The organism is Koromonas soli (genome assembly GCF_059726265.1).
The window spans coordinates 346,215-370,920 of the sequence record NZ_AP040872.1 but is presented as its reverse complement, the minus strand read 5'-3'; the positions used below and the strand labels follow the sequence as shown (position 1 = coordinate 370,920).

The 24,706-nt window shown below is 56.6% G+C and carries 22 protein-coding genes and 1 tRNA gene; 6 read left to right on the top strand and 17 right to left on the bottom strand.

Features of this window, described 5'->3' with window-relative positions; translation table 11 throughout:
• Positions 1-18 precede the first annotated feature (18 nt).
• A complete protein-coding gene (locus AC6IY8_RS01620; RefSeq protein WP_497776917.1) occupies positions 19-960 on the bottom strand; it encodes a branched-chain amino acid transaminase in 942 nt (313 codons plus the stop codon).
• A 166-nt stretch (positions 961-1,126) separates the two neighbouring features.
• Here AC6IY8_RS01620 and AC6IY8_RS01615 point away from each other — a divergent pair, with 166 nt between their 5' ends.
• Entirely contained in the window at positions 1,127-1,474 is a 348-nt protein-coding gene (locus tag AC6IY8_RS01615; RefSeq protein ID WP_497776916.1) for a CidA/LrgA family protein, read from the top strand.
• Complete coding sequence (locus AC6IY8_RS01610; RefSeq protein WP_497776915.1) at positions 1,471-2,196, top strand: LrgB family protein; 726 nt, start codon at positions 1,471-1,473, stop codon at positions 2,194-2,196. The genes AC6IY8_RS01615 and AC6IY8_RS01610 overlap by 4 nt, the downstream gene beginning before the upstream one ends.
• Positions 2,197-2,208: 12 nt before the next feature.
• Here AC6IY8_RS01610 and AC6IY8_RS01605 read toward each other — a convergent pair whose 3' ends face one another.
• From AC6IY8_RS01605 to AC6IY8_RS01595, 3 genes are all read right to left on the bottom strand, one after another.
• Positions 2,209-2,421 carry a hypothetical protein gene (locus AC6IY8_RS01605; RefSeq protein WP_497776914.1) on the bottom strand — a complete coding sequence of 71 codons (213 nt, stop codon included), beginning with the start codon at positions 2,419-2,421 and terminating at the stop codon, positions 2,209-2,211.
• Between the two features lie 118 nt (positions 2,422-2,539).
• Positions 2,540-3,808, bottom strand: a complete 1,269-nt coding sequence (locus AC6IY8_RS01600) for an ornithine cyclodeaminase, nickel-pincer nucleotide-dependent (RefSeq protein WP_497776913.1) — start codon at positions 3,806-3,808, stop codon at positions 2,540-2,542.
• A 342-nt stretch (positions 3,809-4,150) separates the two neighbouring features.
• Positions 4,151-5,356, bottom strand: a complete 1,206-nt coding sequence (locus AC6IY8_RS01595; RefSeq protein WP_497776912.1) for a glycoside hydrolase family 5 protein — start codon at positions 5,354-5,356, stop codon at positions 4,151-4,153.
• A gap of 210 nt (positions 5,357-5,566) precedes the next feature.
• On the opposite strand from AC6IY8_RS01595, the gene AC6IY8_RS01590 reads away from it, so the two are divergent.
• Complete coding sequence (locus AC6IY8_RS01590) at positions 5,567-6,094, top strand: peroxiredoxin (protein ID WP_497776911.1); 528 nt, start codon at positions 5,567-5,569, stop codon at positions 6,092-6,094.
• Between the two features lie 8 nt (positions 6,095-6,102).
• Here the strand turns inward: AC6IY8_RS01590 and AC6IY8_RS01585 are convergent, their stop codons facing one another.
• Complete coding sequence (locus tag AC6IY8_RS01585) at positions 6,103-8,457, bottom strand: PAS domain S-box protein (protein ID WP_497776909.1); 2,355 nt, start codon at positions 8,455-8,457, stop codon at positions 6,103-6,105.
• A 522-nt stretch (positions 8,458-8,979) separates the two neighbouring features.
• Here AC6IY8_RS01585 and AC6IY8_RS01580 point away from each other — a divergent pair.
• Positions 8,980-9,717: a HEAT repeat domain-containing protein gene (locus AC6IY8_RS01580; RefSeq protein ID WP_497776908.1), complete on the top strand. Its 738-nt coding sequence runs from the start codon at positions 8,980-8,982 to the stop codon at positions 9,715-9,717.
• A 27-nt stretch (positions 9,718-9,744) separates the two neighbouring features.
• Here AC6IY8_RS01580 and AC6IY8_RS01575 read toward each other — a convergent pair whose 3' ends face one another.
• The 7 genes from AC6IY8_RS01575 to AC6IY8_RS01545 all read right to left on the bottom strand — a co-directional run bounded on the left by AC6IY8_RS01575 (position 9,745) and on the right by AC6IY8_RS01545 (position 18,034).
• A complete protein-coding gene (locus AC6IY8_RS01575) occupies positions 9,745-10,329 on the bottom strand; it encodes a DinB family protein (protein WP_497776906.1) in 585 nt (194 codons plus the stop codon).
• Between the two features lie 185 nt (positions 10,330-10,514).
• Positions 10,515-11,597, bottom strand: a complete 1,083-nt coding sequence (locus tag AC6IY8_RS01570; protein ID WP_497776904.1) for a PfkB family carbohydrate kinase — start codon at positions 11,595-11,597, stop codon at positions 10,515-10,517.
• A gap of 47 nt (positions 11,598-11,644) precedes the next feature.
• Positions 11,645-13,078, bottom strand: a complete 1,434-nt coding sequence (gene gnd / locus AC6IY8_RS01565) for an NADP-dependent phosphogluconate dehydrogenase (protein ID WP_497776903.1) — start codon at positions 13,076-13,078, stop codon at positions 11,645-11,647.
• Between the two features lie 13 nt (positions 13,079-13,091).
• Complete coding sequence (locus tag AC6IY8_RS01560) at positions 13,092-14,363, bottom strand: lactate racemase domain-containing protein (RefSeq protein WP_497776901.1); 1,272 nt, start codon at positions 14,361-14,363, stop codon at positions 13,092-13,094.
• A gap of 48 nt (positions 14,364-14,411) precedes the next feature.
• On the bottom strand, positions 14,412-15,857 hold the full coding sequence (gene uxaC / locus AC6IY8_RS01555; RefSeq protein WP_497776900.1) for a glucuronate isomerase: 1,446 nt from the start codon (positions 15,855-15,857) through the stop codon (positions 14,412-14,414).
• A 29-nt stretch (positions 15,858-15,886) separates the two neighbouring features.
• The gene (locus AC6IY8_RS01550; protein ID WP_497776899.1) at positions 15,887-16,666 is read right to left on the bottom strand and encodes an SDR family NAD(P)-dependent oxidoreductase; all 780 of its coding nucleotides are present in this window, start codon (positions 16,664-16,666) and stop codon (positions 15,887-15,889) included.
• Positions 16,667-16,693: 27 nt separating this feature from the next.
• Positions 16,694-18,034 carry an MFS transporter gene (locus AC6IY8_RS01545; protein ID WP_497776897.1) on the bottom strand — a complete coding sequence of 447 codons (1,341 nt, stop codon included), beginning with the start codon at positions 18,032-18,034 and terminating at the stop codon, positions 16,694-16,696.
• Between the two features lie 184 nt (positions 18,035-18,218).
• Here AC6IY8_RS01545 and AC6IY8_RS01540 point away from each other — a divergent pair, with 184 nt between their 5' ends.
• Both AC6IY8_RS01540 and AC6IY8_RS01535 read left to right on the top strand, forming a co-directional pair.
• On the top strand, positions 18,219-19,265 hold the full coding sequence (locus AC6IY8_RS01540) for a LacI family DNA-binding transcriptional regulator (RefSeq protein ID WP_497776896.1): 1,047 nt from the start codon (positions 18,219-18,221) through the stop codon (positions 19,263-19,265).
• A gap of 19 nt (positions 19,266-19,284) precedes the next feature.
• Complete coding sequence (locus AC6IY8_RS01535) at positions 19,285-20,856, top strand: carboxylesterase/lipase family protein (protein WP_497776895.1); 1,572 nt, start codon at positions 19,285-19,287, stop codon at positions 20,854-20,856.
• A gap of 60 nt (positions 20,857-20,916) precedes the next feature.
• Here the strand turns inward: AC6IY8_RS01535 and nagA are convergent, their stop codons facing one another.
• From nagA to AC6IY8_RS01510, 5 genes are all read right to left on the bottom strand, one after another.
• On the bottom strand, positions 20,917-22,074 hold the full coding sequence (gene nagA, locus AC6IY8_RS01530) for an N-acetylglucosamine-6-phosphate deacetylase (protein WP_497776894.1): 1,158 nt from the start codon (positions 22,072-22,074) through the stop codon (positions 20,917-20,919).
• A gap of 50 nt (positions 22,075-22,124) precedes the next feature.
• Positions 22,125-23,093, bottom strand: a complete 969-nt coding sequence (locus tag AC6IY8_RS01525; protein ID WP_497776893.1) for a chitinase — start codon at positions 23,091-23,093, stop codon at positions 22,125-22,127.
• A 93-nt stretch (positions 23,094-23,186) separates the two neighbouring features.
• Positions 23,187-23,471 (bottom strand): phospholipase D-like domain-containing protein, encoded by a 285-nt coding sequence (locus AC6IY8_RS01520; protein ID WP_497776892.1) that lies wholly within the window; start codon positions 23,469-23,471, stop codon positions 23,187-23,189.
• Positions 23,472-23,592: 121 nt separating this feature from the next.
• Positions 23,593-23,669, bottom strand: a tRNA-Pro gene (locus AC6IY8_RS01515).
• A 54-nt stretch (positions 23,670-23,723) separates the two neighbouring features.
• Complete coding sequence (locus tag AC6IY8_RS01510; RefSeq protein ID WP_497776891.1) at positions 23,724-24,569, bottom strand: hypothetical protein; 846 nt, start codon at positions 24,567-24,569, stop codon at positions 23,724-23,726.
• Positions 24,570-24,706: the final 137 nt, after the last annotated feature.

The window sequence follows — 24,706 nt, the reverse complement described above, 5'->3', positions numbered from 1 at the left end:
TGTCTGTTTGCGTTCGCTTTACGCGCCGACTTTTTGGCGGACCGGCACTGGGGTGAGCCAGTTATAGCGGTCGGGCTTGGAGCCATCGAAGATGCTGAACAGCTCGCTGCGGATCGCCTTGGTAACAGGTCCAACCTGACCATCGCCGATCGTGATCTTGTCCACCGAGCGGATGGGCGTGACTTCAGCCGCGGTGCCGGTGAAGAAGACTTCGTCGGCAAGGTAGAGAAGTTCGCGCGGAACCTGATGCTCAACGATGGGAATGCTGAGGTCCTCGGCAATGCGCAGGACGGAGTCGCGCGTGATGCCGGAGAGGACCGAATTACCAAGCGGCGGCGTGATGAGCTTGCCGTTGCGAATGAGGAAGAGGTTCTCGCCCGAGCCTTCGCTGACATAGCCGTTGATGTCGAGGGCAATGCCTTCGACGTAGCCGTTAAGCACCGCTTCCATCTTGATTAGCTGCGAGTTCATGTAGTTGGCGCCAGCCTTGGCCAGAGCAGGAAGAGTGTTGGGCGCCATGCGTGTCCAGGTCGAAACGCAGACATCCACACCTACATCCTCGGTGCCGCCAAGATACTTGCCCCAGGGATAGTTCGCGATGTAGCACTCGGTCGGAACGCCGATAGGATTGACACCGATTTCGCCGTATCCGCGGACGATGAGCGGGCGAATATAGCAGGGCCAAACGCCATTGCTAGCAACGGTTTCGACCATCGCATCGACGAGCTGTTGACAGGTGTATGAGACAGGAATGCGGTAAATCTTGGCCGAGTCCAGCAGGCGCTGCATGTGCTCCTGCGCGCGGAAGATGGCAGGACCACTCGGCAGTTCATAACAACGTACGCCCTCAAAAACAGAAGATCCATAGTTCACAACGTGGGCCATGACGTGAAGTTTTGCGTCGTCCCAATTGATCAGCTTTCCGTTGTGCCAGATTTTCTCAGTGGTTTTCATGGGCATGGTGCGCGCTCCTCAATGATGCAACGAATGTATCCAATTATAGAACAGCACGCGGCCATGGTGCGCGATGACACAAATACTCCACAGGACGCATTCAAATCATTGCATAGCACCTATAGGAATTACTGATGAGAGCAGGGGTATATAGCGCGTTAGCATATTAAACATGCGGGGTTTTGCAATTCTTACTGCATTTCAGTTTGCCGGCGCGGTAGTTCACGCTGCCGGCGTTCCCATGCCGGGGGCCGTATTGGGATTGTTCCTGTTCACGGCTTCCCTCTTTTTGGGATGGATCAAGCTCGAGTGGGTGGAATCGACCACGAGCTTGCTGTTGAAACATATGTTGTTGTTCTTTGTGCCGATGACCGTACTGACGATGCGACTGGCTCCGACGATCAAGGCCAACTGGGCCGCGCTCGGAGTGAGCATCCTGGTGAGCACCCTGGCCGTCATGATCACCACGGGAGTTGTGGCGGACTTTCTGCTGCACAGGAAAGGTGCCACAGAACGATGAACGCATTCACTGCCTCTCCCGTGTTTGGCGCGGGTTTGACGATTTTGTTTTATGCGGCAGGACTGCTGCTGCACAAAAAGCTGAGTTGGGCGCATCCGCTAGTGACGACCTGCGTAGGACTGATGCTCACGGTGAAACTGATGCACGTTCCGCTGGAGAATTACGCGGTGGGCGGCGACATGATCACCTATCTGCTGGGGCCCGCCGTGGTCGCGCTGGGTGTCCCGGTGTACAAGAATGGCAAAAAGCTGAGCCAGTCCGCCGTGCCACTCTCGCTGGCAATTGGCGTGGGTTCGGCCGTAGGCATGATTACGGCAGCGGTTTGCGCGGCGCTCATGGGAGCTCCGAAGGAGTTCATCGCAAGCGCGGTGCCTAAGTCGGTGACAACTCCGATCGCGATGGATATTGCGCGCGAGTTGCATGGACTGCCCGAGATTGCTGCGGCGATGGCGCTGGTAACAGGAGTCATCGGAAACCTGTTGGGGCCGGAGATTCTGCGATTTTGCGGCGTGAAACACGATCTCGCGATGGGTGCGGCAATAGGAACTTCGTCGCATGGCTTTGGAACGGCACGTTTGCTGAAGGAACATGACCTGCAAGCTTCTACAGCTTCGCTGGCGATGGCCGTCGCGGGAATGACCGTCTCGGCGCTGGCAATGTTCGTGCCGTGGTTCCTGAGAATGATGTCAGGCCATGGGTGGCATGGGATTCACGGTATCTAGAGCCAGAGATGTTCACTTGGGGGTTAGAAGCATTCCATACCCAACGATGATGACGGTGAACACAATGAGCAGCGCTCCGATGACTCGGACTAGAAGCCTTGTCCAGCGCCACTCAATACCGGGTGCCCACACCAGTAGCACAAGAGTCGCGGTCATGAGCACAAAGGAGCTTAGGAACCAGCGCACTCGCACCGCGTAGCCCAATGCGGTAACCAAGCCAGCCATGGCAATGACTGTACCCGACGATGTTCAAGTATTGCAATTGGCTGGCGAGAGCTGAAAATCCCGACAGAAGAAAACGCCCCGTAAGCGGGGCGTTTTTGCTGGACCGCAGCTTTCTGACCTACAGGATTTCGGTTTCGAGAAGTTCTGCGGGCGCTTCGTTCTTTTCCTGCGCTTCTAGGGCGCTGGCGAGTTCGCGAACAAAGAGTTCGGCGTCCGTTACGAGTCCGAGTGCCTGAAAGGTGCCGCGGTCGGCGAGTTTAGTTACGACTGCCGGGTTAATGTCAACGGCTACGACCTTTACCGAGGCTTTGAGCATGTTGCCCGTGGCAATGGAGTGCAGCATCGTGGCGATCATCAGCGTCATCTCGACACCTTCGATGGCCTTGCGCATTTTCACCTGCGCCTTCGCCGTGTCGGTGATGACGTCGGGCATGGGACCATCATCGCGAACCGATCCGGCGAGCACGAGTTCGACGTTGTTCTTGACGCACTCGTACATGATGCCCTCTTTGAGCACTCCGCTCTCGACCGCATTGCGCAGCGAACCCACAGTGCGCACGGCGTTGATCGCAGCCATGTGATTGCGGTGTCCGCCTGGGACGGGGCGACCGTTGCGAAGGCAAACGCCAAGTGATGTGCCGAACAGCACGCTCTCGACATCGTGCGTGGCAATGGCGTTTCCGCCGAAAAGCACTTGCACGTAACCATCGCGGATGAGCTTGGCGAGATGAGGACCAGCGCCGCTGTGCACAATCGCAGGTCCGGCGACGATGAGAATCTTGCCGCCCTTGGCGCGAGTTTCGCGCATTTGCTTAGCGATCTCTTCGATGACGAGGCGCTTGGGATGCTCGGATGAAACACCGCTGCCCATGAAACTGAAAACTTCGCGATCGCGCGAGCGCTCGGGCGGCAGAACGCGAATGCCTTCGTGACCAACGACGACAAGCTCGCCTTTGCAAACAGCGGAAGCGGGGATCATGCGCGCTTCGGAATAAGCCGGACTGACTACGATGGCAAGATCCATCTCGGTGTTCTGGACGTTGGTCCAGCGGCCATTCAGTCGTACCTGCGTTGGCAAGTGTGTGGTGGAGTAGAAGTCCGGCGGCAGGATACCGTCTGCGGGAGCTGGCTTGTAGGCGACGTCGTCGCGGGAGGCAAGCACGGCTCCGTAGGTCTGGAGCGCCAGCAGGATTGCCTCGAGCTTCTTGTCCGAGCTGGCGTGAACCTTGAGACGCGCGAAGGAAACTTCGTCCTTGGCGCGGCCAACCTGAATTTCCTCAACATCAAAGGTGCCGCCCATGTCCATGATGGTGTCAAAGGCGCGTGGGAGGGTCCACGAATCGATGATGTGACCTTCAAGAGTGACTTCTTCGCTGAATGATGTCATGAGTCCTTTTCATCCCGCACGGCTGGCCAGGGTTAAATGAGAAACCTGAAATCTGTGCTGCCAACCGAGAGCTACAAAAACGTTTGAACACAAATAGTTGAGTGCGAGCAATGGGTATAAAAAAGCCCGCAGTTGTTGCCTGCGGGCTTGGAGATGAGTGCTTTATGACTTACGAATCCTGTAGCTCTCCCCAAGCACACTGGCCCTCGACCGACGGTCGCGGGAGAGGTTGCAATGTTGTGTGCTGGAGTTTCATTGTCATCTGATTCTGATGGAAGCGAGCTGGATTGTCAACACGAAATCCGGCGCTGATCGCGATATGACCAGCGCCGGAGCCGCAATTTACGGGAGTTTCGCGCCGAGCGCTTCGATATAAGCGCGATTGGGGCGGCAATTTGCGAAGCGCACCTTCTGCAACAAGTCGTTAAAGGCAGCGCGCGAGTCTTCAAGAGAAGGACGCGCCGCGATCAGTTTCTCAGCTTGTCCAGTGCCGCGAGCCTGCTGGGCAAAAGCGACGATAGCATCCCAATGCTCGGGGCGCGAGAAGCTGACAATGGACGAAGTCGCGTCCATTTTCTTGTAAGGCCAGTAGCTCCAGTTCACCTCGTTCTCATCGAGGGTCTTGGTGAATTGGGCGATCCACTCATCCTTGTTCTCGCCCGTTTCTCCGCACCAGATGGGCACGTTGTACTTGTCGCGATAATCGAGATACTCCTGGATCACGTCCTTGCTGGGAGCAGTCCAATACTTGTGGAAGGTGTACATCACATTCTTATCGAACGGAGGTCCGAACACTTTGAAGTTGCTGTCCCACTGCGCGCCGCCAAGGATGACGACGTGATTTTGATCGACCCGGCGAATGGCCGTGACGATGCGACGGAAGAGTGGTTCCAGCTCTGAGTTGTACTTTCTCAACTGCGGGAAATGAGGAATGGGTTCATTGAGCAGATCGTAGCCAATGACGGTGGGATTGTCGCGATAGTGTTTTGCAATGCGCTCCCAGAGATCGATGGTCTGCTGCTGAGCTTCGGGACTCTCGAAGAGCCACGGGTATCCCCAACTGTCGTCGATGTTGGTGCCGGTCTGTCCGCCGGGTGCGGCGTGAAGATCGATGATGACGTAGAGTCCGGCTTTATGGCTCCACTCGATAACGCGGTCGAGCAGGACGAAGCCTTCGTCGTTGCCGGGGGTAAAGAACTTGTAGTGAATCGGAATGCGAATGGAGTTGAAGCCGAGTGACTTGAGGTACTTGATGTCGGCTTCCGTTACGTACTGGTCACGATACTCATGCCAGAACTTCGCTGCCTGTTCGGGACCGATCATCTGCGTGACGAAGGCTTCGATTTCACGCGGAGACTGCGGGCCGCGATCGAAGTGGAACATGTAGCCCTCAGGAACGAGCCAGTTACCGAGGTTGGTGCCGCGAAGAATGAGCTTCTGGCCTTCCGGGGTGACGAGGTTTTTGCCTTGGGTGTGGACGAAGCGCGACTGAGCGCAGAGTGGAATTGTCAGCAGGAAAAATGAGAGCAGTAATAAGAGTCGTCGCACAGGATGAAGTCTCCGAATATGTCTATGTTCGAGGAACTCTCAATCATAGTACCTGGAGACGAATAGAGGAATCCTGAGCGCGATACGAAAATGAAGAGTGCAAACCCGATCGCAAGAGCAGCCAGATAGGATGTGACCTGCACGTGAAGTCCGGCATCCAATATTGCGGGTCTCAAGGCAAAACACGAGGCTTTGACTTCGGAGGAAACGATGGTGAAGAAGATATCCCTATTGCTGTGCGCGGCGGCAGTGCTTGTGCCGGTGCTGCTGTTTGCTGCTCATCCAACGCCGGGGTCGGCGGCGCCGCAGTTCACCCTGAAATCGCAGGACGGGACATCGGTGAGTCTGCAGGATTTTCACGGCAAGTGGGTTGTGCTCTACTTCTATCCCAAGGATTTCACCAGTGGCTGCACGGTGGAGGCACACAACTTTCAGCGCGACCTGGCGCAATACGAGCAACGCAATGCCGTGATCGTGGGAGTGAGCGTGGACGACGCGAACTCGCACAAGCAGTTTTGTGTGAAAGAGGGACTGAGCTTCAAATTACTGTCTGACACCGATCACACAGTCTCTAAACAGTACGGCACACTGACCGAAACTGGATTCACTCACGCGGCCCGCAATACATTCCTGATCTCGCCGGACGGAAAGATCGCCCGCGTGTTTGAAGACGTAAAACCAACTGAACACAGCGCCCAAGTGCTGGCGGCCCTGAACGAACTGGAAGCGAAGAAGTAATATTGGAATCAGTTCGCAATCGTGCCGCGCGGATTGGATGATGCGGGTTCTGCGGGTAGCAGGATGGAGAACACGGTTCCCGTTTTCGAGCCTTCCGTCCAGGAGCGAACCCGCACGCTGCCGTCATGTTTGTCGATGATCTGTTTGCTGACCCATAGGCCGAGTCCGGTTCCCACAGCGCCCTTGGTCGTATAGAACGGCTCGAAAAGATGAGCGCGCTGGCTGGCGGGAATGCCAGCCCCACTATCTGCAATGGTGACGCGAACCCAGCGACGCCCATCATTCTTGATTGCACGAGCGGTGGAGATGCGCAACTGAATGGTGCCACCTTCGTTCATGGCGTCGAGGCTGTTGACGATAAGGTTGGAGAACACCTGGCGCAATTCGCCGGCGATGGCGATGATTTCCACCTTCTCGTGCCATTGCTTCTCAATCGAGGCGCGCTTCTTGTTGATCTTGCTCTTGAGCAGTTCGACGGCAGAATCAAGTACGGAATCGACGGCCACGAGAGTCGGAGCATTGGATTCGCGATAGAAGCCGAGCGACTGCCGTGTAATGTGCGCAATGCGCTTCAGTTCGGCGTCAGCCATCTCCAGATACTCGCGGGCGATGGGTGGCAGATCCTTCACGGTCAATGCAATGTAGAGTGCATTGGTAGTCGCCTCGAGAGGATTGTTAATCTCATGCGCAATACTCGCGGCCATGCGTCCCACGGACGCAAGTTTTTCGCTACGCAACAGGGCCTGCTCTGACATCTTGCGATCCGTTATGTCGGTAACCGTGCCTAGCGCGCGTGCGGGCTGGCCATTTTCGTCGAGCAGCAAGCGCCCGCGAACCCATACCCATCGCACTTCGCCATCGGCACGCCGGATCTGCGTTTCGAAATCCCAGGGCCGACGCTCCGCTTGCGCCTGCCTCATTCTGCTCTCGACCTCATCGCGGTGTTGAGGCAGTAAGTGACTGAAAAACTGCTGGAAACTCCATTCGTGCTGATCAGGAGTGTACCCGAAAATCTGTGCGTGGCGTGAGGAACGGAACCCGGTTTCCTTCTTCAGATCAATATCCCACTCGCCGAGGCTCGCAACCTCAACGGCAAGGTCGAGTCGCGTATTGCTCTTGCGCAGTTCCTCTTCAATCTGCTTCTGTTCGCTGATATCCGTATTGGTTCCGAACCAGCGCACGACGTTGCCATCGGCATCCTTCAACGGCATCATCCGTGTGAGGAAGGGACGAAACACGCCGTCGGCACCCCGGAGGGGAAAGACCATGTCGAGCGGTTCCCCGGTGGCAAGAGAGTGTCTCCATCGCTCCTGCACAACAGGCAACGTTGCCGGATCGTGAACCGCCTGCCATCCCCAACCCCGCATCAGTTCGGGAATGGTCCCTGTGTACTGATACCAGCGCTGGTTGTACCAGAAGATGGAGCCATCCGCGCCAGCCATCCAGCACAGTTGCGGGATCGCGTCTGCCAGGGTGCGAAACTGTGCCTCGCTCTGGCGAATAGCTTCTTCAGCTCTCTTGCGTTCGGTGATATCGCGAAGGATCACCGTATAGAGCCGCTCGCCCTCCGTTTCGATTTGCGAGATCGTGGCCTCAATCGGAAACTCTTCGCCAGTGGCACGCACGGCCGTAAGCGTCCCGGGAGAGTTCATGGAACGGGCAGTTGCGTGCTCAAGCCCAAAGCGCCGCACTTGCTCGCGATGCATTTCGCGGGAACGGGACGGAATAAAGCGATCGAGCGAGGAGCCAATCGCTTCAGAGGCCGGACACTTGAAGACCGCTTCGGCTGCCCGATTGAAAACAACGATGCGCTGTTGCTCGTCAACGGAGACAACAGCGTCCATGGCGGATGCGATAACGGCCTGAAGTTTCGCTTCGATGGTGCGAAGGCCCTGCTCGGTCTTACGCTGCTCGTCTTCGAGCGACTCTATCTGTTCCTCGCTCTGGCGCAGCCTTTCTTCCGCAATCCAGAGCTCACGCTCGCGCTGATAGTCGGCAATCTGCAGAGTGTTGCGGCGATAGCGATCGGCCACAATGCTGACAAAGACTCCCATGACGAAGAAAACCGAGAGTGCCAGCAGTCCGGAACTGCGCGAGGCCACGGAGTAGTGTCCTGCAGGATCGAAGAGCCAGTTGTAAGCGAATGCTACGGCCAAAACGCTGGCCAGCACTCCCGCCCAAAGCCCTGCAATGAGAGCCGCCATCATCACGACGGGACAGAACGTGATGAGCGGTGGGAGCTCTACCCCAGCCAGATGAATAAGAACAACGCGCACGAGAGAGACTGCAGCAACCAAGACTACCGCGACGCCAAGGCGAAGATAAGGTGAACGGTCCAGTGCGCTTTGTCTGAGTTCCACCATACGAGAATACGAAGCGAGCTTACCAGACGAACAAAGGATGAGATCGAAGGCACCCAAATGCGGAGGAGCAGCCCAGGCCAGCATCTTACATCGTGCAGGCGCGAAGGAGGAATACCAATCCTTCACAAATTTTGGAATCGCAATTTCGAGCGTGCGTACATCTCTCGAGGCGTGAGTGGAGTCTTTGCATAAGTGAGGGAGCTGCAGATGTTGTTTGCCCGCTGTAGGGCCCAATCTATTCTGCTGTTGATCGCGCTGATCTCCCCATGCATCTCGCCAGCACAACAAGGTGAGGCCCCGCCACAAAAACCGGAAACGGAATCCGCACCCCAGACACCTGCGTCCGCTCCTACCGAAAGCCCTGAGCAACAAAAGAAACAAAAAGCTACACAGAACGACGCATCAGAGGCCCCCGCACAGGAACCGGAGCAATCCGCTGAGCAGAGTAAACCGCAAGCAGAACTCCCTACGCCGGAAAAGGCAACTGGCTCGAAGCTGAATTCCCGAAAACGGGCGTGGGAGATGCTGAAGTCTGGCGCAGAGGAACGCAGTTACGAAAAGCGAGCGACGGCAATTCACGCGCTTGGGCTACTTTCGAATGATGCTGCTGCAGCCAAGCTTGCGGAAAAAGCTCTGGACGACGAGAGAGCCGAAGTACGCGCCGCAGGTGCGGCAGCACTGGGCGACATGGGATCGAGACGATCCAAACCCAAGCTTCGCGCCGCACTGCACGACAAGGAACTTTCCGTAGTTCTGGCGGCAGCCAATTCGCTGCGGATGATGCACGACCCCGCGGCGTACCAGGTGTACTACGCTGTTCTGACCGGCGAGCGCAAGAGTGGGAAGGGGCTGCTGGAAGACCAACAAAAGATGTTGAAGGATCCCAAGAAGATGATGATGTTCGGTGTACAGGAGGGGATGGGGTTCGTTCCTTTCGGAGGCATCGGCTATACGGCCTTGAAGACACTGACCAGGGATGACAGTTCTCCCGTGCGGGCCGCCGCTGCCAAAGCGTTGGCGAAGGATCCTGACCCTCGCAGCGCGAAAGCGCTGAAGGAAGCCGTGCTCGATAAGAGCTGGCTGGTGAGAGCGGCTGCGCTCGACGCAATCGCCCGCCGCGACGATCCTAAGTTGCTGGCAACTGCCTTTGGCTCGCTCGATGACGAGAAGGATGCCGTGCGATTTACAGCGGCGGCAGCGGCACTGCGATTGGAGCGCATTTCTGCAACTCGGCAAAAGCGCGCAGCGAAGCATCGGTAGCCTCCTCCTATAGCAATGCATTGCCGTTCACGGTTTTCCGCGGCGCCCGGCAGCTTCCACCGTTTGTGTAGGATCGGCTCCTTGCCAAGAGACATCTGCCGTGGGTCCGTAGGCGGGCGTGACTGTCTTATTAAGAGCGCGCAGATAAGTCGATAGCTGAGTTCGGTGATGACAGGTGTGCAGCACTCGACGCCAGAACACCCAAATGCGCTGCCGAGTGACATCGAAAAACGGCACAGGCTGAAGCCACCACTCCTGAGTCTGCGGCGCAAGGTGGTTGAGCCGTGGCTGCGCGAGTTCCTGCATGCGCACCCAGTATTGGCGTGGGTGATTGCCGGCAGGCAGCACTTGATCCGCCGGAGGTTCAGGCACTCCCATAAACTCGGCAAAGAAGCGACGCTCGGACAAAAGCTGATGCTTCATGATGTCGAGCACCGTGCGCGACTTTGCATCGGGTGAAAACGTCATGTCTGCCGGATCGAAGCAGCGCCAACCAGAAATTACCTTGTTCGTCTCACTGGCATAAGTATCGAGCAGATGCTGAAAGACAGGCACCGCCGCTCGCGGAACTGCCGATTCAGGCAGGGCGGTGTATTCGTAGGTCATTGGCATGGACGGGTCACTCCGATCTTCACCTATTTCGTATGCGAGTTTCTGGCGTGAAGATGTCTGCAATATTCCAAGTAGCGCCGGGTTGGCCGTATCAGGATCTATAAGCAGGTGACGGAATGAATCGCAAAAGGCTTGCCTCGCTTCGTCAGCGCAGGCAAGCCTTCTGATCTAATGCGACGAGTGCACTACCTCTGAATTCTGGCGGATCCTCCGCGAGCGAAGTTTCTTACCTGTTCGATGGTGGCCATCGTGGTATCGCCTGGGAAGGTGGTCAGCAGTGCTCCATGAGCCCAGCCGAGCCTGATCGACTCTTCTGGAGATTCGCCGTTGAGCAGGCCCCAGATGAAGCCCGACGCAAAGCCGTCTCCACCACCTACGCGATCGTAGATGTTCAATTCACACGTCGGCGCGATGACCGTAGCTCCATTGACCCAGGCCACAGCGCTCCAACTGTGATGGTTCGTGCTGTGCACTTCGCGCATTGTCGTAGCGACGACTTTGATGTTCGGGTAGCGCTCGATCACTTGCTCCATCATCGAGAAGAATGCAGCGGGATCGAGCTTTGAATTGCGAGCCACTTCCGGACCGGCGAAACCGAGCCCCTTCTGCAGGTCTTCTTCGTTACCAAGCAGGACATCCACGTTTTCGACGATGCGTCCGAGAACCTCGCGTGCACGCTCGACAGGACCGCACGACCTCCAAAGTTTTTCACGATAGTTCAGGTCGAAGGAACACACGGCTCCAGCGGCGCGCGCCGCATTCATGGCCTCGATCACCAGTTCTGCCGTAGTTTCCGAAAGAGAAGCAAAAATTCCACCGCTGTGAAACCACCGAACTCCAGCGGCAAAGATCGTCTTCCAGTCGAAATCTCCCGGCTTCAGCAGGGCAGCAGCTTCGTTACTGCGGTTGTAAAAAACCACTGGAGCTCTTACGCCGAATCCGCGGTCGCTATACACGGCCGCCATGTTCGGACCGCGAGTGCCATCATGTTCGAAGTTGCGATAGATGCCGCGAACACCCATGGCTCTGACGCGCTCATGGATCAGATCGCCGATTGGGTAGGCCACCATCGCAGAGGCAATTGCCGTACGCATTCCAAAGCAGTCAGAAAGATTCGCGGCAACATTGAACTCCCCACCACTCACGTGAATGGCACACTCTGTCGCCTTGCGAAAAGGACGAATACCAGGATCGATTCGATGCACGAGAGCGCCCAGAGAAAGCAGGTCGAGCGCTCCCTTTTCAGGAATGGCGAATCCAAGACTCATAACAAGTTCTCCAATATGAAACTCGCAGGCGACATAACGCGCCGCATCTATGATTTCGTCGCGTACTGAGGCTCCGCCCAGATGGTGTGAAACACACCTTCCCTGTCAGTACGTCTGTATGTGTGCGCGCCGAAGTAGTCGCGCTGGGCCTGTGTCAAGTTTGCAGGCAGACGCTCGGTGCGATAAGCATCGAAGTAAGCAAGTGCGGAGCTCATGGCGAGCACCGGAATGCCCATGCCAATCGCAGTCTGCACAACCAGCCGCCACGCTTGTTGCCGACTTTCGACAGCTTCGCGGAAGCGGTCATCCAACAGCAGATTGGGCAGATTTGGATCGCGGTCATAGGCCGACATGATTTCCTGCAGCAACGTTGCGCGGATGATGCACCCTGCTCGCCAGATCTTGGCAATCTTTCCGGGACGCAGACCATAACCGTACTCGTCAGATGCGATCCGCATGAGCGCCAATCCCTGTGCGTACGCGGTGATTTTGCTCGCATACAACGCCTGCTCAACGGCATCGATCAGCATGTCGCGATCACCTACGTACGTGCCGGCTGTGGGACCATGCAACACTTTGCTTGCTTCGACTCGCTCACGCTTGAGCGCTGAAAGTATTCGGCTCTCAACGGCCGCATTGATGGTCGGAATGGGAGCACCGATGTCGAGCGAATTCTGACTCGCCCATTTACCTGTGCCCTTTTGTTGCGCTTCATCGAGAATGAAGTCGAGTACAGGCTTTCCAGTTTCTTCGTCGCGCTTGGAAAAGATGTTGGCGGTAATCTCGATCAGATACGATTTCAGTTCGCGCTGGTTCCACTGGCTGAAGATGCCATGCAGTTGCTCGACTGGAATACCAAGTCCACGATGCAGCAGATCGTACGACTCGGCAATCAACTGCATGTCCGCATACTCGATGCCGTTGTGAACCATCTTCACGTAATGACCTGCTCCGCGCTCTCCCATGTACTCCACGCACGGCTCGTCGTCCTCGGCGCGAGCGGCGATTGCGCGCAGGATTGGCGCGACGGCTTCCCAAGCTTGCCGCGAACCGCCGGGCATGATCGCTGGTCCCCACAGCGCACCCTCTTCACCACCAGAAACACCGGTTCCCACAAAGTTGAACCCTTCCGCCTCAAGTGATTTGCATCGGCGCTCGGTGTCAAGGAAGTGAGAGTTTCCGCCATCCATCAGGATGTCGCCTGTATCCATGTACGGCTTCAGATGGTCGATAGCACTATCGACGGCAGCACCGGCCGGAACCATGATGAGAATGCGGCGTGGCTTTTCCAACGCCTGCATCAATGCCGCCGCAGAATCGACAGCGATGATGCTCTTCCCCTTTGCCGGTCCCTCGAGGAATGCGTTCGTCTTCGCCGAATCGAGATCATATCCAACTACAGGAAATCCGTTACGTTCCATATTGAGCGCGAGGTTTGCGCCCATGACGCCCAAACCGACAACGCCAATCTTGTATGCCATCTCTTCTCCTGCGTCAGTTCATTTTCGCTGTGTTCTGCTGCTTCAGACGGAACAGAGTCTCTCCGGCCCGGGGAACGATAGCGATGCCCTCAGACTCACGTCCACTCCATTCGCCAAGGTCGATGGAGCGTGGATCGAAATAGCCGAGGTTGATGCGAAGACAGCGTTCCTCTGGAATTCCGGTGGCAAGCGTCACCTGGATCCGGCGTGTTTCGACTCCATTCGCAACGTCATATTTACCCAAGCCCGCAAGGTGGGTTGAGTGCGCCAACACTCCGCCGGGGTAACTGTTATAGCGGTCCCACTGTTTCATAAAGTAATCGCGACAGTGATAGCCGACTTCGTCGATCAGCTTGCCGTGTGTGTAGCTTACTTCGCTGATGTGCGGCGCGTAGATGATCACTTCTCCGCCGTCGGCAATTGCAGGCTCGAGCTTGTACATACCCTTGGCGGCGGTCCAGAGATCGTCATACATCTCCGGCATCACAGAGAGGACCCGACGCAGAGGCTTATCGAGGTACACGATATGTTTTTTCGCTGAGAGCGATGAGGCTGCGGTCCACGCCTCCTGAGGAGTTCCGAAATACATCCCTGCAAGCCCTTCGTGCGCGACTACCAGCGCGAAGCAGGACACGGGCTTCGGAATCAGGCTCGCTGCTCGATCGATCACAGCCCGTACCGGAGTGTATCCGGCACCGATGACGTCGAAGCTCGTAATGAGCGCGCCGAGCCAATGGGTGAAGTTGATGATTTCCGCGCCGGCTATGCCTGGAAAGAAATACTTATTGCCACCAGAGAATCCCACCACTTCGTGCGGAAACACCGGGCCGCAGATGACGATATGGTCATAGTAGAGGATCAGTTTATTCAGCGTCACTGGCACGTCGCACGACATCAACCCGCCAGTGAGCCGAGAAATCTCGGTGGCGGGTACCGTGCCAAGCTGAACAAAGGTCGATGGCTCCTCCCAATGATGATTGAAGACACGGCTCTGCCCGGTCTTGCCATCGATCACCCTGCGCCCGATGAGCTTGCTTAACTGCTCGTCGGACATCGGTGGATGAGTGCCCAAGGCCACTAGATAGTCAAGCGCCTTCGCTCGAGGCTTAAGGAGTTCGTCGAACAGATCGAACATCTGCGGCATCGGCATGGTGCGCGTGCCATCAGGGATGATGATCAGTACACGCTTGCCGTCAAATGCCGAATTCGCAATTGACTCCGAGACAATCTGCCGCAATTCGACATCGCTCAGATACCGGTCTGTATTTCCAGCTCCGATCACCATGAATGAAGATTTACTCCTCTTGTTCAGCTCGCGCCCGGGTATCGCGTTTTAGTTATGCTGTGCTTGGGTTGCGGGTGAGAATTCGGCGCCCAGTTCCAGGTCCAGATAGGCCCGCGCATTGTTGAAGCAGATATTGCGGATCATCGACCCCACTAGCTGCTCATCATTGGGCAGTTCCCCGCTCTCGACTTCCCTGCCGATCAGGTTGCACAGCACACGGCGAAAATACTCGTGGCGAGGATACGACATGAATGAGCGAGAGTCGGTCAGCATGCCGACAAAACGGGACAGCAGGCCGTTGTTGGAAAGCGCCTTGAGCTGCGCCTCAATACCGTCTTTCTGATCGAGAAACCACCAACCGCTGCCGTACTGCATCTTGCCCGGGACCGACGAGTCCTGAAAGTTTCCCGCCATCGCAGCGAAAACGTAGTTATCCGCGGGGTTCAAGTTGTAGATGATCGTCTTCGGAAGCATATTCTGCTGGTTCAGTTTGTCGAGGTAAGCCGCGAGCGATGCCCCCTGCGGCCAATCTCCGATAGTGTCAAAGCCTGTATCGGGTCCCAGATCGCGATAGCTGCGAGTGTTCACGTTGCGCCGGGCGCCGAGATGGAGTTGCTGTGTCCACCCCTTCTCCGCGTCGAGATAGCCGAAGTAGAGCATCATGAACGAAGCAAAGTGCAACTGTTCGGCTTCGGTTGGAACCTGCCCGGCGCAGGTTCTATCGAAGATTCCCGCCGCGGTCGCCTCCGAGCGGAAATCCACATAGCAATGGCTCAAGCCGTGGTCGGAAATGCGGCAGCCCAGTTCGTGAAAGAAGTCATGCCGCTGCTTAAGCGCAGAAAGGAATGAGGAGAAGTTGCGGATATCAGTGTTGCTGGTGATTGCCAATCGCTTGACCCAGCTGTTGAATGCCTCTGGGTCCTGCGTTTGCAGGGCGCGGTCCGGACGAAAGGTCGGATAGACTCGAGTGCTCAACTCCGAGCGGGCAATCCGCTGATGGTGCCACAAGTCATCGGCTGGATCGTCTGTCGTGCATAGCGCCGCAACATGAAATTTCTTCAGTATTCCGTGAGCGCTTAGAGCACCAGAGGCCAGTTCGGCATTTGCACGCTCCCAAATGCGAGAGGCCGTGCTTTCACTCAGCAATTCATCAATGCCGAAGTAACGCTTCAGCTCAAGATGCGTCCAGTGATACAGCGGGTTCCTTAACGTGTGTGGAACGGTGCGCGCCCACTCGAGAAACTTTTCGTATGGGGCGGCCTCTCCGGTGCAGAAACGTTCGTCACTACCATTGGCTCGCATGGCACGCCACTTATAGTGGTCGCCTTCGAGCCAGATCTCTGCGAGATTCTGAAACCGCCGATTCTCCGCAATGTCTTTGGCAGAGAGATGGCAATGGTAGTCGAGGATGGGCTCATTTTCGGCGTAGGTGTGATACAGCTTTCTTGCCGTAGCGGTGCTCAGCAAGAAATCGTCATGAATGAATCCGGACATAAAACCATCCCTTCGAACTTGATCTCTGCTCACTGATTGACGCCACTCGCCAGGAAACCGCCATCGACAACAATCGTCTGGCCGGTGACGAAGCTGGCTGCATTCGAAGCAAGAAAGATTGCTGCGCCGATAAGTTCCTCGACTTTGCCAAAGCGTTGCATAGGGGTGCGCATCAGCAGTTCGTGCCCGCGCGGTGTGCCCTCGAGCAAAGCCTTATTCAGATCGGTTTTGAAGACGCCGGGCGCGATGGCATTCACGCAGACACCGTACCGCGACCACTCAATCGCCAATGATCGAGTCAGTGCGACCACCGCCGCCTTGCTGGCCGAGTACGCGGCTACTTCGTGCAGCGCGACAAACGACGTGAGAGAAGCGATATTGATGATGCGACCGTATTTGCGCTCCACCATATGGCGGCCAAAGACCTGACACGCCCGCAGAGTCCCATTGAGATTCGTCTCCAGAATCTGACTCCACTCGCTTTCGGAAACATCGAGAGTGGGTTTCCGCTGGATGCGTCCTGCGCAGTTGACGAGGATGTCTGCTGCGCCGAACTCGGCATGCACTCGATCGGACAACTCCTGGACGCTCTTCGCGTCAGTGACGTCGCATGGGAACTCCAGAGTCCGGGCACCGGCCTGACGAACCTCATTGCAGGCCGCGGCCACAAGGTCCGCGCGCCGCCCGGTTGGGACAACATGAGCCCCGGCGAGGGCAAAGCCTTTTGCGATGGCGAATCCTATGCCGGAGGTTCCTCCGACGATGACTGCCGTTTTACCGCCGATTTCCAACTGCGAATGTACCGACATGAACCTAACCCCTGGATCGAATTCTTATTAGTCGCACTCTGCCGCCGCAGATGCCGATTCCCGCCGAATATCCGCTGGCGCCAGTGTGGGTACGAGTGCATGAATGAGCAGCAGCGCCAATAGATACGCTGAACCTGCTACTGCAAAGATGGGTCCGTAGTTGTTGCCCGAAACCTGAAGAAGCACGCCGACCGAGAGCGCGACGACGATCATGGCCGCTGCTCCAGCAAATCCACCGATGCCCACAATGGAAGCCACGACGCGGCGCGGGAACATGTCGGACGCGATGGTGAACAGATTGGCCGACCATCCCTGATGCGCCGCTGCCGCAATGCTGATGAAAGCCACGGCAAGCCAGACGTTGTTGAACCGCGAGATGAAAATCATGGGTACCCACGCCGCCGCACAGATGAACATGGCGGTTTTGCGAGCGCGATTCAGACTCCAGCCGAGTTTTAGAAACTTTCCTGATAGCCATCCGCCGTAGATACTGCCGACGGCCGCGACGTTGTAAATGACAATGAGCGGTAGTGCGAATTGCTTCGCCGAAAGCCCATACTTGGCATTGAAAAACTTAGGCAGCCAGAAGAGCAGAAAGTACCAGACAGGATCTGAAATGAGTTTGCCGACGAGGAAGGCCCACGCTTGCCGATGTGGCAACAGGCGCAGCCACGATATTTTTCCAATTGGCTCGACAGAATCACTATTGATGTAGGCGAGTTCGCCTGACGTTAGGCGTGGATGAAGTTGTGGTTTTTCGTAGGTGGAAAACCAGAGAACTAACCACATCGTGCTGAACAGACCCGTAAACAGAAACGCCCATCTCCAGCCCATATTCATCGCAATCCAAGGCACCACCAGCGGCGCGATGGTCGCTCCGAGATTTGTGCCGGAATTGAAGATGCCGGTCGCAAGAGCACGCTCTTTTTTCGGAAACCACTCAGCGACTGTCTTTATCGCTGCTGGGAAGTTTCCAGACTCGCCAAGGCCGAGCATGAAGCGCGCAGCACCGAAGCCCAGCACAGAATGAACCAGCGCATGGCCCATTGCCGCCAGACTCCAGACACCAACCGCAACCGAATATCCGATTCGCGTACCGACTTGGTCGATAAATCTGCCCACCAGGAGAATGCCAACGGCGTAAGCCGCCATGAATGCCATGACGATGTAGCCGTATTGGACCTCGGTCCAGCCGATGCTCTTTTGCAGAGCGGGCGCGAGTATGCCGAGCACTGCGCGATCCATGTAGTTGATGGTGGTTGCGAAGAACAGTAGAGCGCAGATGCGCCAGCGATAGCTGCCTACACCGACGACTGCGGATTGCGGTACGCGTTCGGAGATCTCGGCTGGAGCCTCAGGGCAGGACATAGCGAAAGCAGCTCTCCCGTTGTTGGGCGAAACAATTCTATTAAAGCGCTTGATTAAACATTAAGAACTATCCTATGTTGCTTCTGGCATGTCAATGATTTTCGTCTCGTCAGTCCATATGTGTAGTTACGAGCAGCAAGGGGCAGCACGATGGTTTATCTTGAGATTCAGACAGGAGAACACTGTGGACGCACCCAAGAAGGGGAAGGGACAGCCGGTCACTCAAAAGTTTCTCGCCGACTATCTCCGGCTCTCGCCGAGCACTGTCTCACTGGTGATGAACGGAGCCGAGCGCGCACAGGCCATCCCAGAAGAAACCAGAAGACGCATCTTCGAAGCCGCCGAAAAGTTCGATTATCGTCCCGATTTTTACGCGCGCTACATGGCAACGAAGCGCAGCTACACGATTGCCGTGCTTCTCCCCGAGGTGAGTGAGGATTTCTCCGCGTCGGTCGTAAGCGGAATCGATGAGCACCTGGTATCGCAGAAATATTTCTACTACCTCGCGAATCATCGCGGAAAGCAGGAGCTCATTGACGAGTTTCCGCGAGCACTGCAGCAGCGCGCCGTCGAGGGATTTATCTTACTGAATACGCCACTGGCTGTTCCGCTCGGTTTGCCCACGGTCTCCATCGGACGGCAGGCACAAGCCGAAGGCGTAACGCGCATTGCACTGGACAATCATCGTGGCGGCTGGCTCGCGCTGGAGCATCTCGCAGCGCAGGGTCATCGCCGCATTGCCGTGATCAAAGGACATTCATGGCGAGTTGCCGCCCAGGAGCGTTGGGAAGGCATATCGAACGCAGCTGCGCATTTCGGGATCACGCTCTCTCCCAAGCTCGTGATGCAACTCCCATCGAATGATCGAACTCACGGTCCTTCGGTTCCGGAAGAAGGCTACGAGATTGTGCGCAAGCAGTTGGCAAAAGGGATTTCCTTTACAGCACTGATTGCGTTCAACGATGTCACCGCGATCGGCGCAATTCGCGCGCTGCATGACGCCGGAATCCGGGTGCCGGAAGATATCTCAGTAATTGGCTTCGATGATATTCAAGCTGCCGCGTACCAGACCCCACGACTGACAACTCTGCGACAGCCGCTAAAGAACATGGGAGAACTCGCGGCGTCAACGCTACTGAAGCGAATCGCCGGCACGCTGTCATCACCTGAAGACATTCACGTCGAGCCGGAGTTAGTTATTCGCGAATCTACGCGTCCGATTACAGGCTGATACGCAAGGGAAAGATCAAATGAAGAAGACACTTGTCACGGGATTTCTCCTGCTGTTTGCGGCAGTGTGCGCCGCTGCAAATCGGCAGCCAGCAGACAGTCAGGTCGAGACCAAGTACGGCATGGTATCGGGTGTCCTAAACAGAGACGGCTCTGTGACAAGTTTCAAAGGGGTGCCGTACGCGGCGCCTCCCGTAGAGTCGCTGCGATGGCGCGCGCCTCAGCCGGTCGCTCCGTGGAAAGGCGTGCTGAAGGCAGATCACTTTGGCGGGACGTGCATGCAAGGTCCGAATAAAGAGTTCGGTCCGTGGACCAAGGAATTCCTATACCTCACACCTGCCAGCGAAGATTGCCTGTATCTCAATATCTGGTCTCCAAAAACCGGACAGGCTGAGAATTTGCCTGTGCTCGTTTACGTCCATGGCGGAGCGTTTCGCGCCGGTTCTGGGGACGTTCCCATTTACGACGGCGAGCAATTGGCGAAGACCGGTATGGTGGTTGTCACCCTCAACTACCGTTTAGGTGTGTTCGGCTTTCTAGCGCATCCTGATCTCACGGCCGAGTCCGCACACCACAGCTCAGGCAACTATGGCCTGTTGGATCAGTTGGCCGCGCTGCAATGGGTACAACAAAACATCGCAGCCTTCGGTGGAGATCCGGCTCATGTCGCAATCGCCGGACAGTCGGCAGGCGCAAGGAGCGTGTGGGATTTGGTAGCATCGCCACTCGGACGCGGCCTGTTCCAGGCGGCCATTGCCGACAGCGGAATCAACGGGGTCGCAAACGCGATGAAAGCACTGCCCGATGCCGAAAAGCTTGGCGTGAACTTCGCCGCGAGCAAGAATGCACCTTCCGCTAAAGCTCTACGCGCGCTTAGCGCACAAGATCTACTCTCCGGAGACAATGGGGCGTTCTCACCCGTCATCGACGGCTGGGTGTTACCCGAGAGTCCCGCAGTCGTGACCACTGAGGCTGGCAAGGACAATGATGTACCTGTCATCACCGGTTTCCAGCAGGACGACTCGTTGATGAGCGCCGTCCATCCGTCAACAGTCTCCACGTACCAAGAGCAGGCTCAGAAAAGATACGGGGCGATGGGAGAGGAGTTTCTGAAATTGTACCCAGCCCTTGCCGATGAGGATGTTAAGAAGGCAGACGCAGCAAGTGCGCGGGACCGTTATCGCTCGGGGATGTACCTATGGGCAAGCCGCAGAACCAGGACTCACAAAAACCCCGTCTTCACCTACTACTTCGATCGCGCGATTCCCTGGCCGACTCATCCCGAATTCGGCGCATTTCACACAGGCGAAATTCCATACACCTTCGGAAATCTCACGATGATGGAACGTCCCTGGGAAGCAGTGGACTTCCAGATATCAAGAATGATGATGACGTATTGGAAGAATATGGCGGGCAAGGGCGATCCGAACGGAGACACTGTGCCACGCTGGAATCCGGTGGATCCCGCAGTTCCCTCGGTAATGCGACTGGGCGCAAAATGCGAACCGATCAAACCGTCTGAACCCAAGAACTTCGACTTCTGGAAGCGATATTTCGCATTGCCCCAAAGCGCGAACTCCCCTTCGTACTAGCGAATATCGGAGCTCTTTCTATCGTTGCTAAGCAGCTATAGACGCTGCACTCCGAGCACGTCAGCTAAGCACTGGAACTCCAGAAATGAAAGTTTGCAGAACCTGCCCTTGCGGCGAAAGGACGGCAATGTCCGCGCGCATGCCTGGAGCAATGGTTCCTATGCTCGTATCTCGCAGGACATTGGCTGGATTGCGGTTTGCGAGCCGCGTACTGTCTGCGAGCGACAGTCCAGAGAACTCCATCACATTGCGAACTCCCTGGTCGAGCGTTAGTACGCTCCCGGCAAGGCGCCCCCCGCACACCGCTCGAGATCCTTTCACCTCCACTTTGACTGAACCCAGCCTGTAGCGGTCATCGCCCATGCCCGTAGCGGATATGGCATCCGTCACCAAAACCGCCCGGTCTTTCCCTTTGCAGCGAAGGAACAAATCCACCACGCGGCGATCGACATGCACACCGTCCGCGATGATCTCTGCTGAGAGCACTGGGTTTCGGAGCGCCTCAACGACTACTCCCGGCGAGCGATGTTCAAGCGGGCGCATGGCATTGAACACGTGTGTCACGTGAGTCGCACCCGCTTCAATGGCCGCCAGTGCATCATCGGCTGTGCCGTCGGTGTGGCCGATGGAAACCGTTACACCGCGCTTTACCGCTTCACGAATCACCTCAATCGCGCAGGGCAGTTCTGGGGCGATGGTGATCAATCTCAACGTACCGGCTGAAGCTCTATGAAGGCTGTCAAACAGCTCCACGGTGGGATTCTTGATGTCGCATGCAGGATGAACGCCACGACGAGCCCTACTGATGCAGGGACCTTCAAGGTGAATGCCGATGGGCCTTGCGGCGCCGACGGCTGACCAGTGATGAATCTGCTCTGCAATTCTTTGTACGGCGCGGGTGAGCACTCTCTGCCCCGCTGTCACCGTGGTCGCCAGAAATGACGTGACACCGCGGGAACCAAGGAATCTCGACATGCCGAGCAGCCCGTCATCCTCGGCCTGCATGATGTCGTATCCGGCAGAACCATGAATGTGGAGATCGATGTAGCCGGGCACAAGCACCGCATCAGGAAAAGCCAGGTGTTTTGCGCTCGCCGGGATTTCTTGCGACTGACGCGAAACGACTGCCTGCACTTTGCCATCTTCCACCGACACCAAGGGCTCGCGAATCCGCGTATCACCAGAAATCAGCTCTGCTGCAGTGATTGCGTAAATCACGAAACGCCTTTCGATTTAGCCATCATGGATTCTCGCGCTACAGACGCGAGTCAATGAAACGCCGCGAATACATGCGAAAACTCCCACGTCTTCTGCGCAATGCCGCTGCAAGATGGAGATACCGAACCCAAACAGGATCCGTTGTCGCGGCCAATGGACCAGAACGCTAGAAGCGCTACGTTCCGATTCTTCTGAGAGTACGAAACCACGGCAGCCGCATCAGCAAGTGTGAATATTTCACCCGCAACATCGTTCATACCGAGCATAGGCGTGATCCCGAGCTTTGCATTTAACCCAAGCTCGTTCAACTGCTTCTGCGCACCCTCAATGGCCGATATCGCATTTGCCCCCATATCTTTGGATGTTGCTGCAGGGCCGTAATCCATCGTCATTACATTCACGATGGCGATAGGTGTTTTCTTGGCCACCGCGCTCTTCAGCACGTTCACTGCTTGGGCGGTTAGTCCGGCTGGAGTTGCCGGTAATGTGAAGTTAATCTGCAGTCCATGATTTGCGTTTGCGAGAAGGCGGAGCGCGGCGCTGCGTCGGTCTATCGACGCTTGGTCCTCGATCGCGAGGTGCTCTATGTCGAAATCAAGAATCGTGGGATGGTATTTGTCCACTACCTTCTGATACGCACTCTGTAGAGAGGGTACATCGCTACAGGCCTGCGCGAGCTCAGTTCCTTCATAGCCACCGAAGGCGATAATGACATCTCCAGAATGCGCGCGAAGCCCTTTTACATTTTCAGCGATCGTCGTGTCGCTGGATACTGCGTTGCCGCCCGGCCAGGTCGGAGTGCACCCCTGAGCGGAATTCACAAACGCGAGCGTGAAATATCGAACTCCGGATTGCGAATGGATTTGAACTAGATCATTTGGAAGACGCGCTACATCCACATAAGGAGCGAAAAACCTTTTTGCCCCGTCGGCAACTGTCTTTTGGGGCTTCGGGGTTTGGGCTACCAACATTAAGCCACACGCGCAGACGATCAAAAGCAACAAGCGATTCTTACTCACATACACTCCGATTCGATGCATGAATGCCCCCAGCCCATCACTCCTTCGCGATGATGAATGGAGTCGGCTGGTTGAACGAGCCAGAGCGCGTCATCACGGCTGGCGCTCGACTAACGAGCCTACCATTTCGAGGGCACGTTCCCACAGCGGACGCTTCCACTGGTCATAGCTCACGCGTTGAGAGCGCGTCAGGTCCTGTACGTACTGCTCCGCAAGCTGGTTGGCGAGTGTGCGGTCGAGCGTAACGAGGTTGACTTCGTCGTTCAATCCAAACGAACGGTTGTCGAGATTCGTGGATTCCACGACCGACCACATTCCGTCCACCGCGGCGCACGGCCGCTCCAGTAGCCGATTTAACGGAAGAAGCAGGACCCACAAGGCCTCCTGACAGACCAGGCCTCTGTCAGATGCGAGGTGAGACAAGTACAGTTGCGGCCACTGCAGGGGTTCGTCCAAGGCTGAGCAGGAATTTCACTGGCCGAAAGTAAATAGGAAGGAATGGTCGGGGCGAGAGGATTCGAACCTCCGACCCCCTGCGCCCAAGGCAGGTGCGCTACCAGGCTGCGCTACGCCCCGACTCTGTGCGGCAGAAGATGCCGCACTTAGAAATCCTAGCATACGCGGAGTTGCTTAGGCGTTCTCACCCCCACGCTCCACAGAAATATGATTCGCGAGTGCCTGTGATTCCAGTGCTGAGCCCTGAGCTGCAACGGTAAATGCGGGGTCAGCGTACTTCCACTGTGAACTTTTCGGATCGAGGCTCCAGGTCTGGAGTTCGATTCCCATTTCGAACGCCACAAAAAGGTCTGAGGTGCGCGGAGCCACTCGCACGCTCTGGACGCGCACATTCTGCAGAAGCTGTCTGGGGTGGACCTCCGGTGTGGGTGTCGCTCCCGGATGCGAAGCCCAGCTCAGATTGCCATCCACCACCAAGCGCCATGGGCAGTCCAGAAACAGTTCCGAGTCATGCTCGAACGCGATGCGCCAGCCCTCATTTCCTGGTGCCGTCGCGTAGCTCTCCACCGAGGTACACAGTTTCCCCCCGAGGCGCTGACTCAATTGGTCCATCGCGCTTGGAGTACCCGCGAAGAACGCGCGCAGGGGACGCGTGTTCAGCCAATAGAGCAGAAACACAGCAAGCGCGCACTTTAGAAACAGAACAGGGTGCGCCATGGCCGACGCAAGACTGCCACCGTGCTCCCACACGGTCGATACACCTTCAAGAGCAATGAGCCCCGACCATATAAGGACGAGAATTCGGCTCCACTGTTCCCCCTGATAGAAACTCCAGATCACGAAGTACACGACGCCGACCACGAGAGGACCGCCGATGAGCCTGTAAGCATTGGCATGAGTAAACAGCGCACCCAGTGACCCTCCCGAGAGATGTACGAGGCTCGTGATGTAGTCGATTGCCAGAAACACGGACATGAGCAGCGCCGTGACTCCCACGCCCTCCGGACGAGGGGACGGCATGTTCAACGAAGAGCGGAGATCGGAAGCGCGAGACGCTGGAGTGGGCAGCACGCCGAAAAGTATATCGTGCGGGTGACTCAATCTTTCAATGCAAAGGGCGCGGATGAAAACCGCGCCCCTCACGATTGATGCTCTTC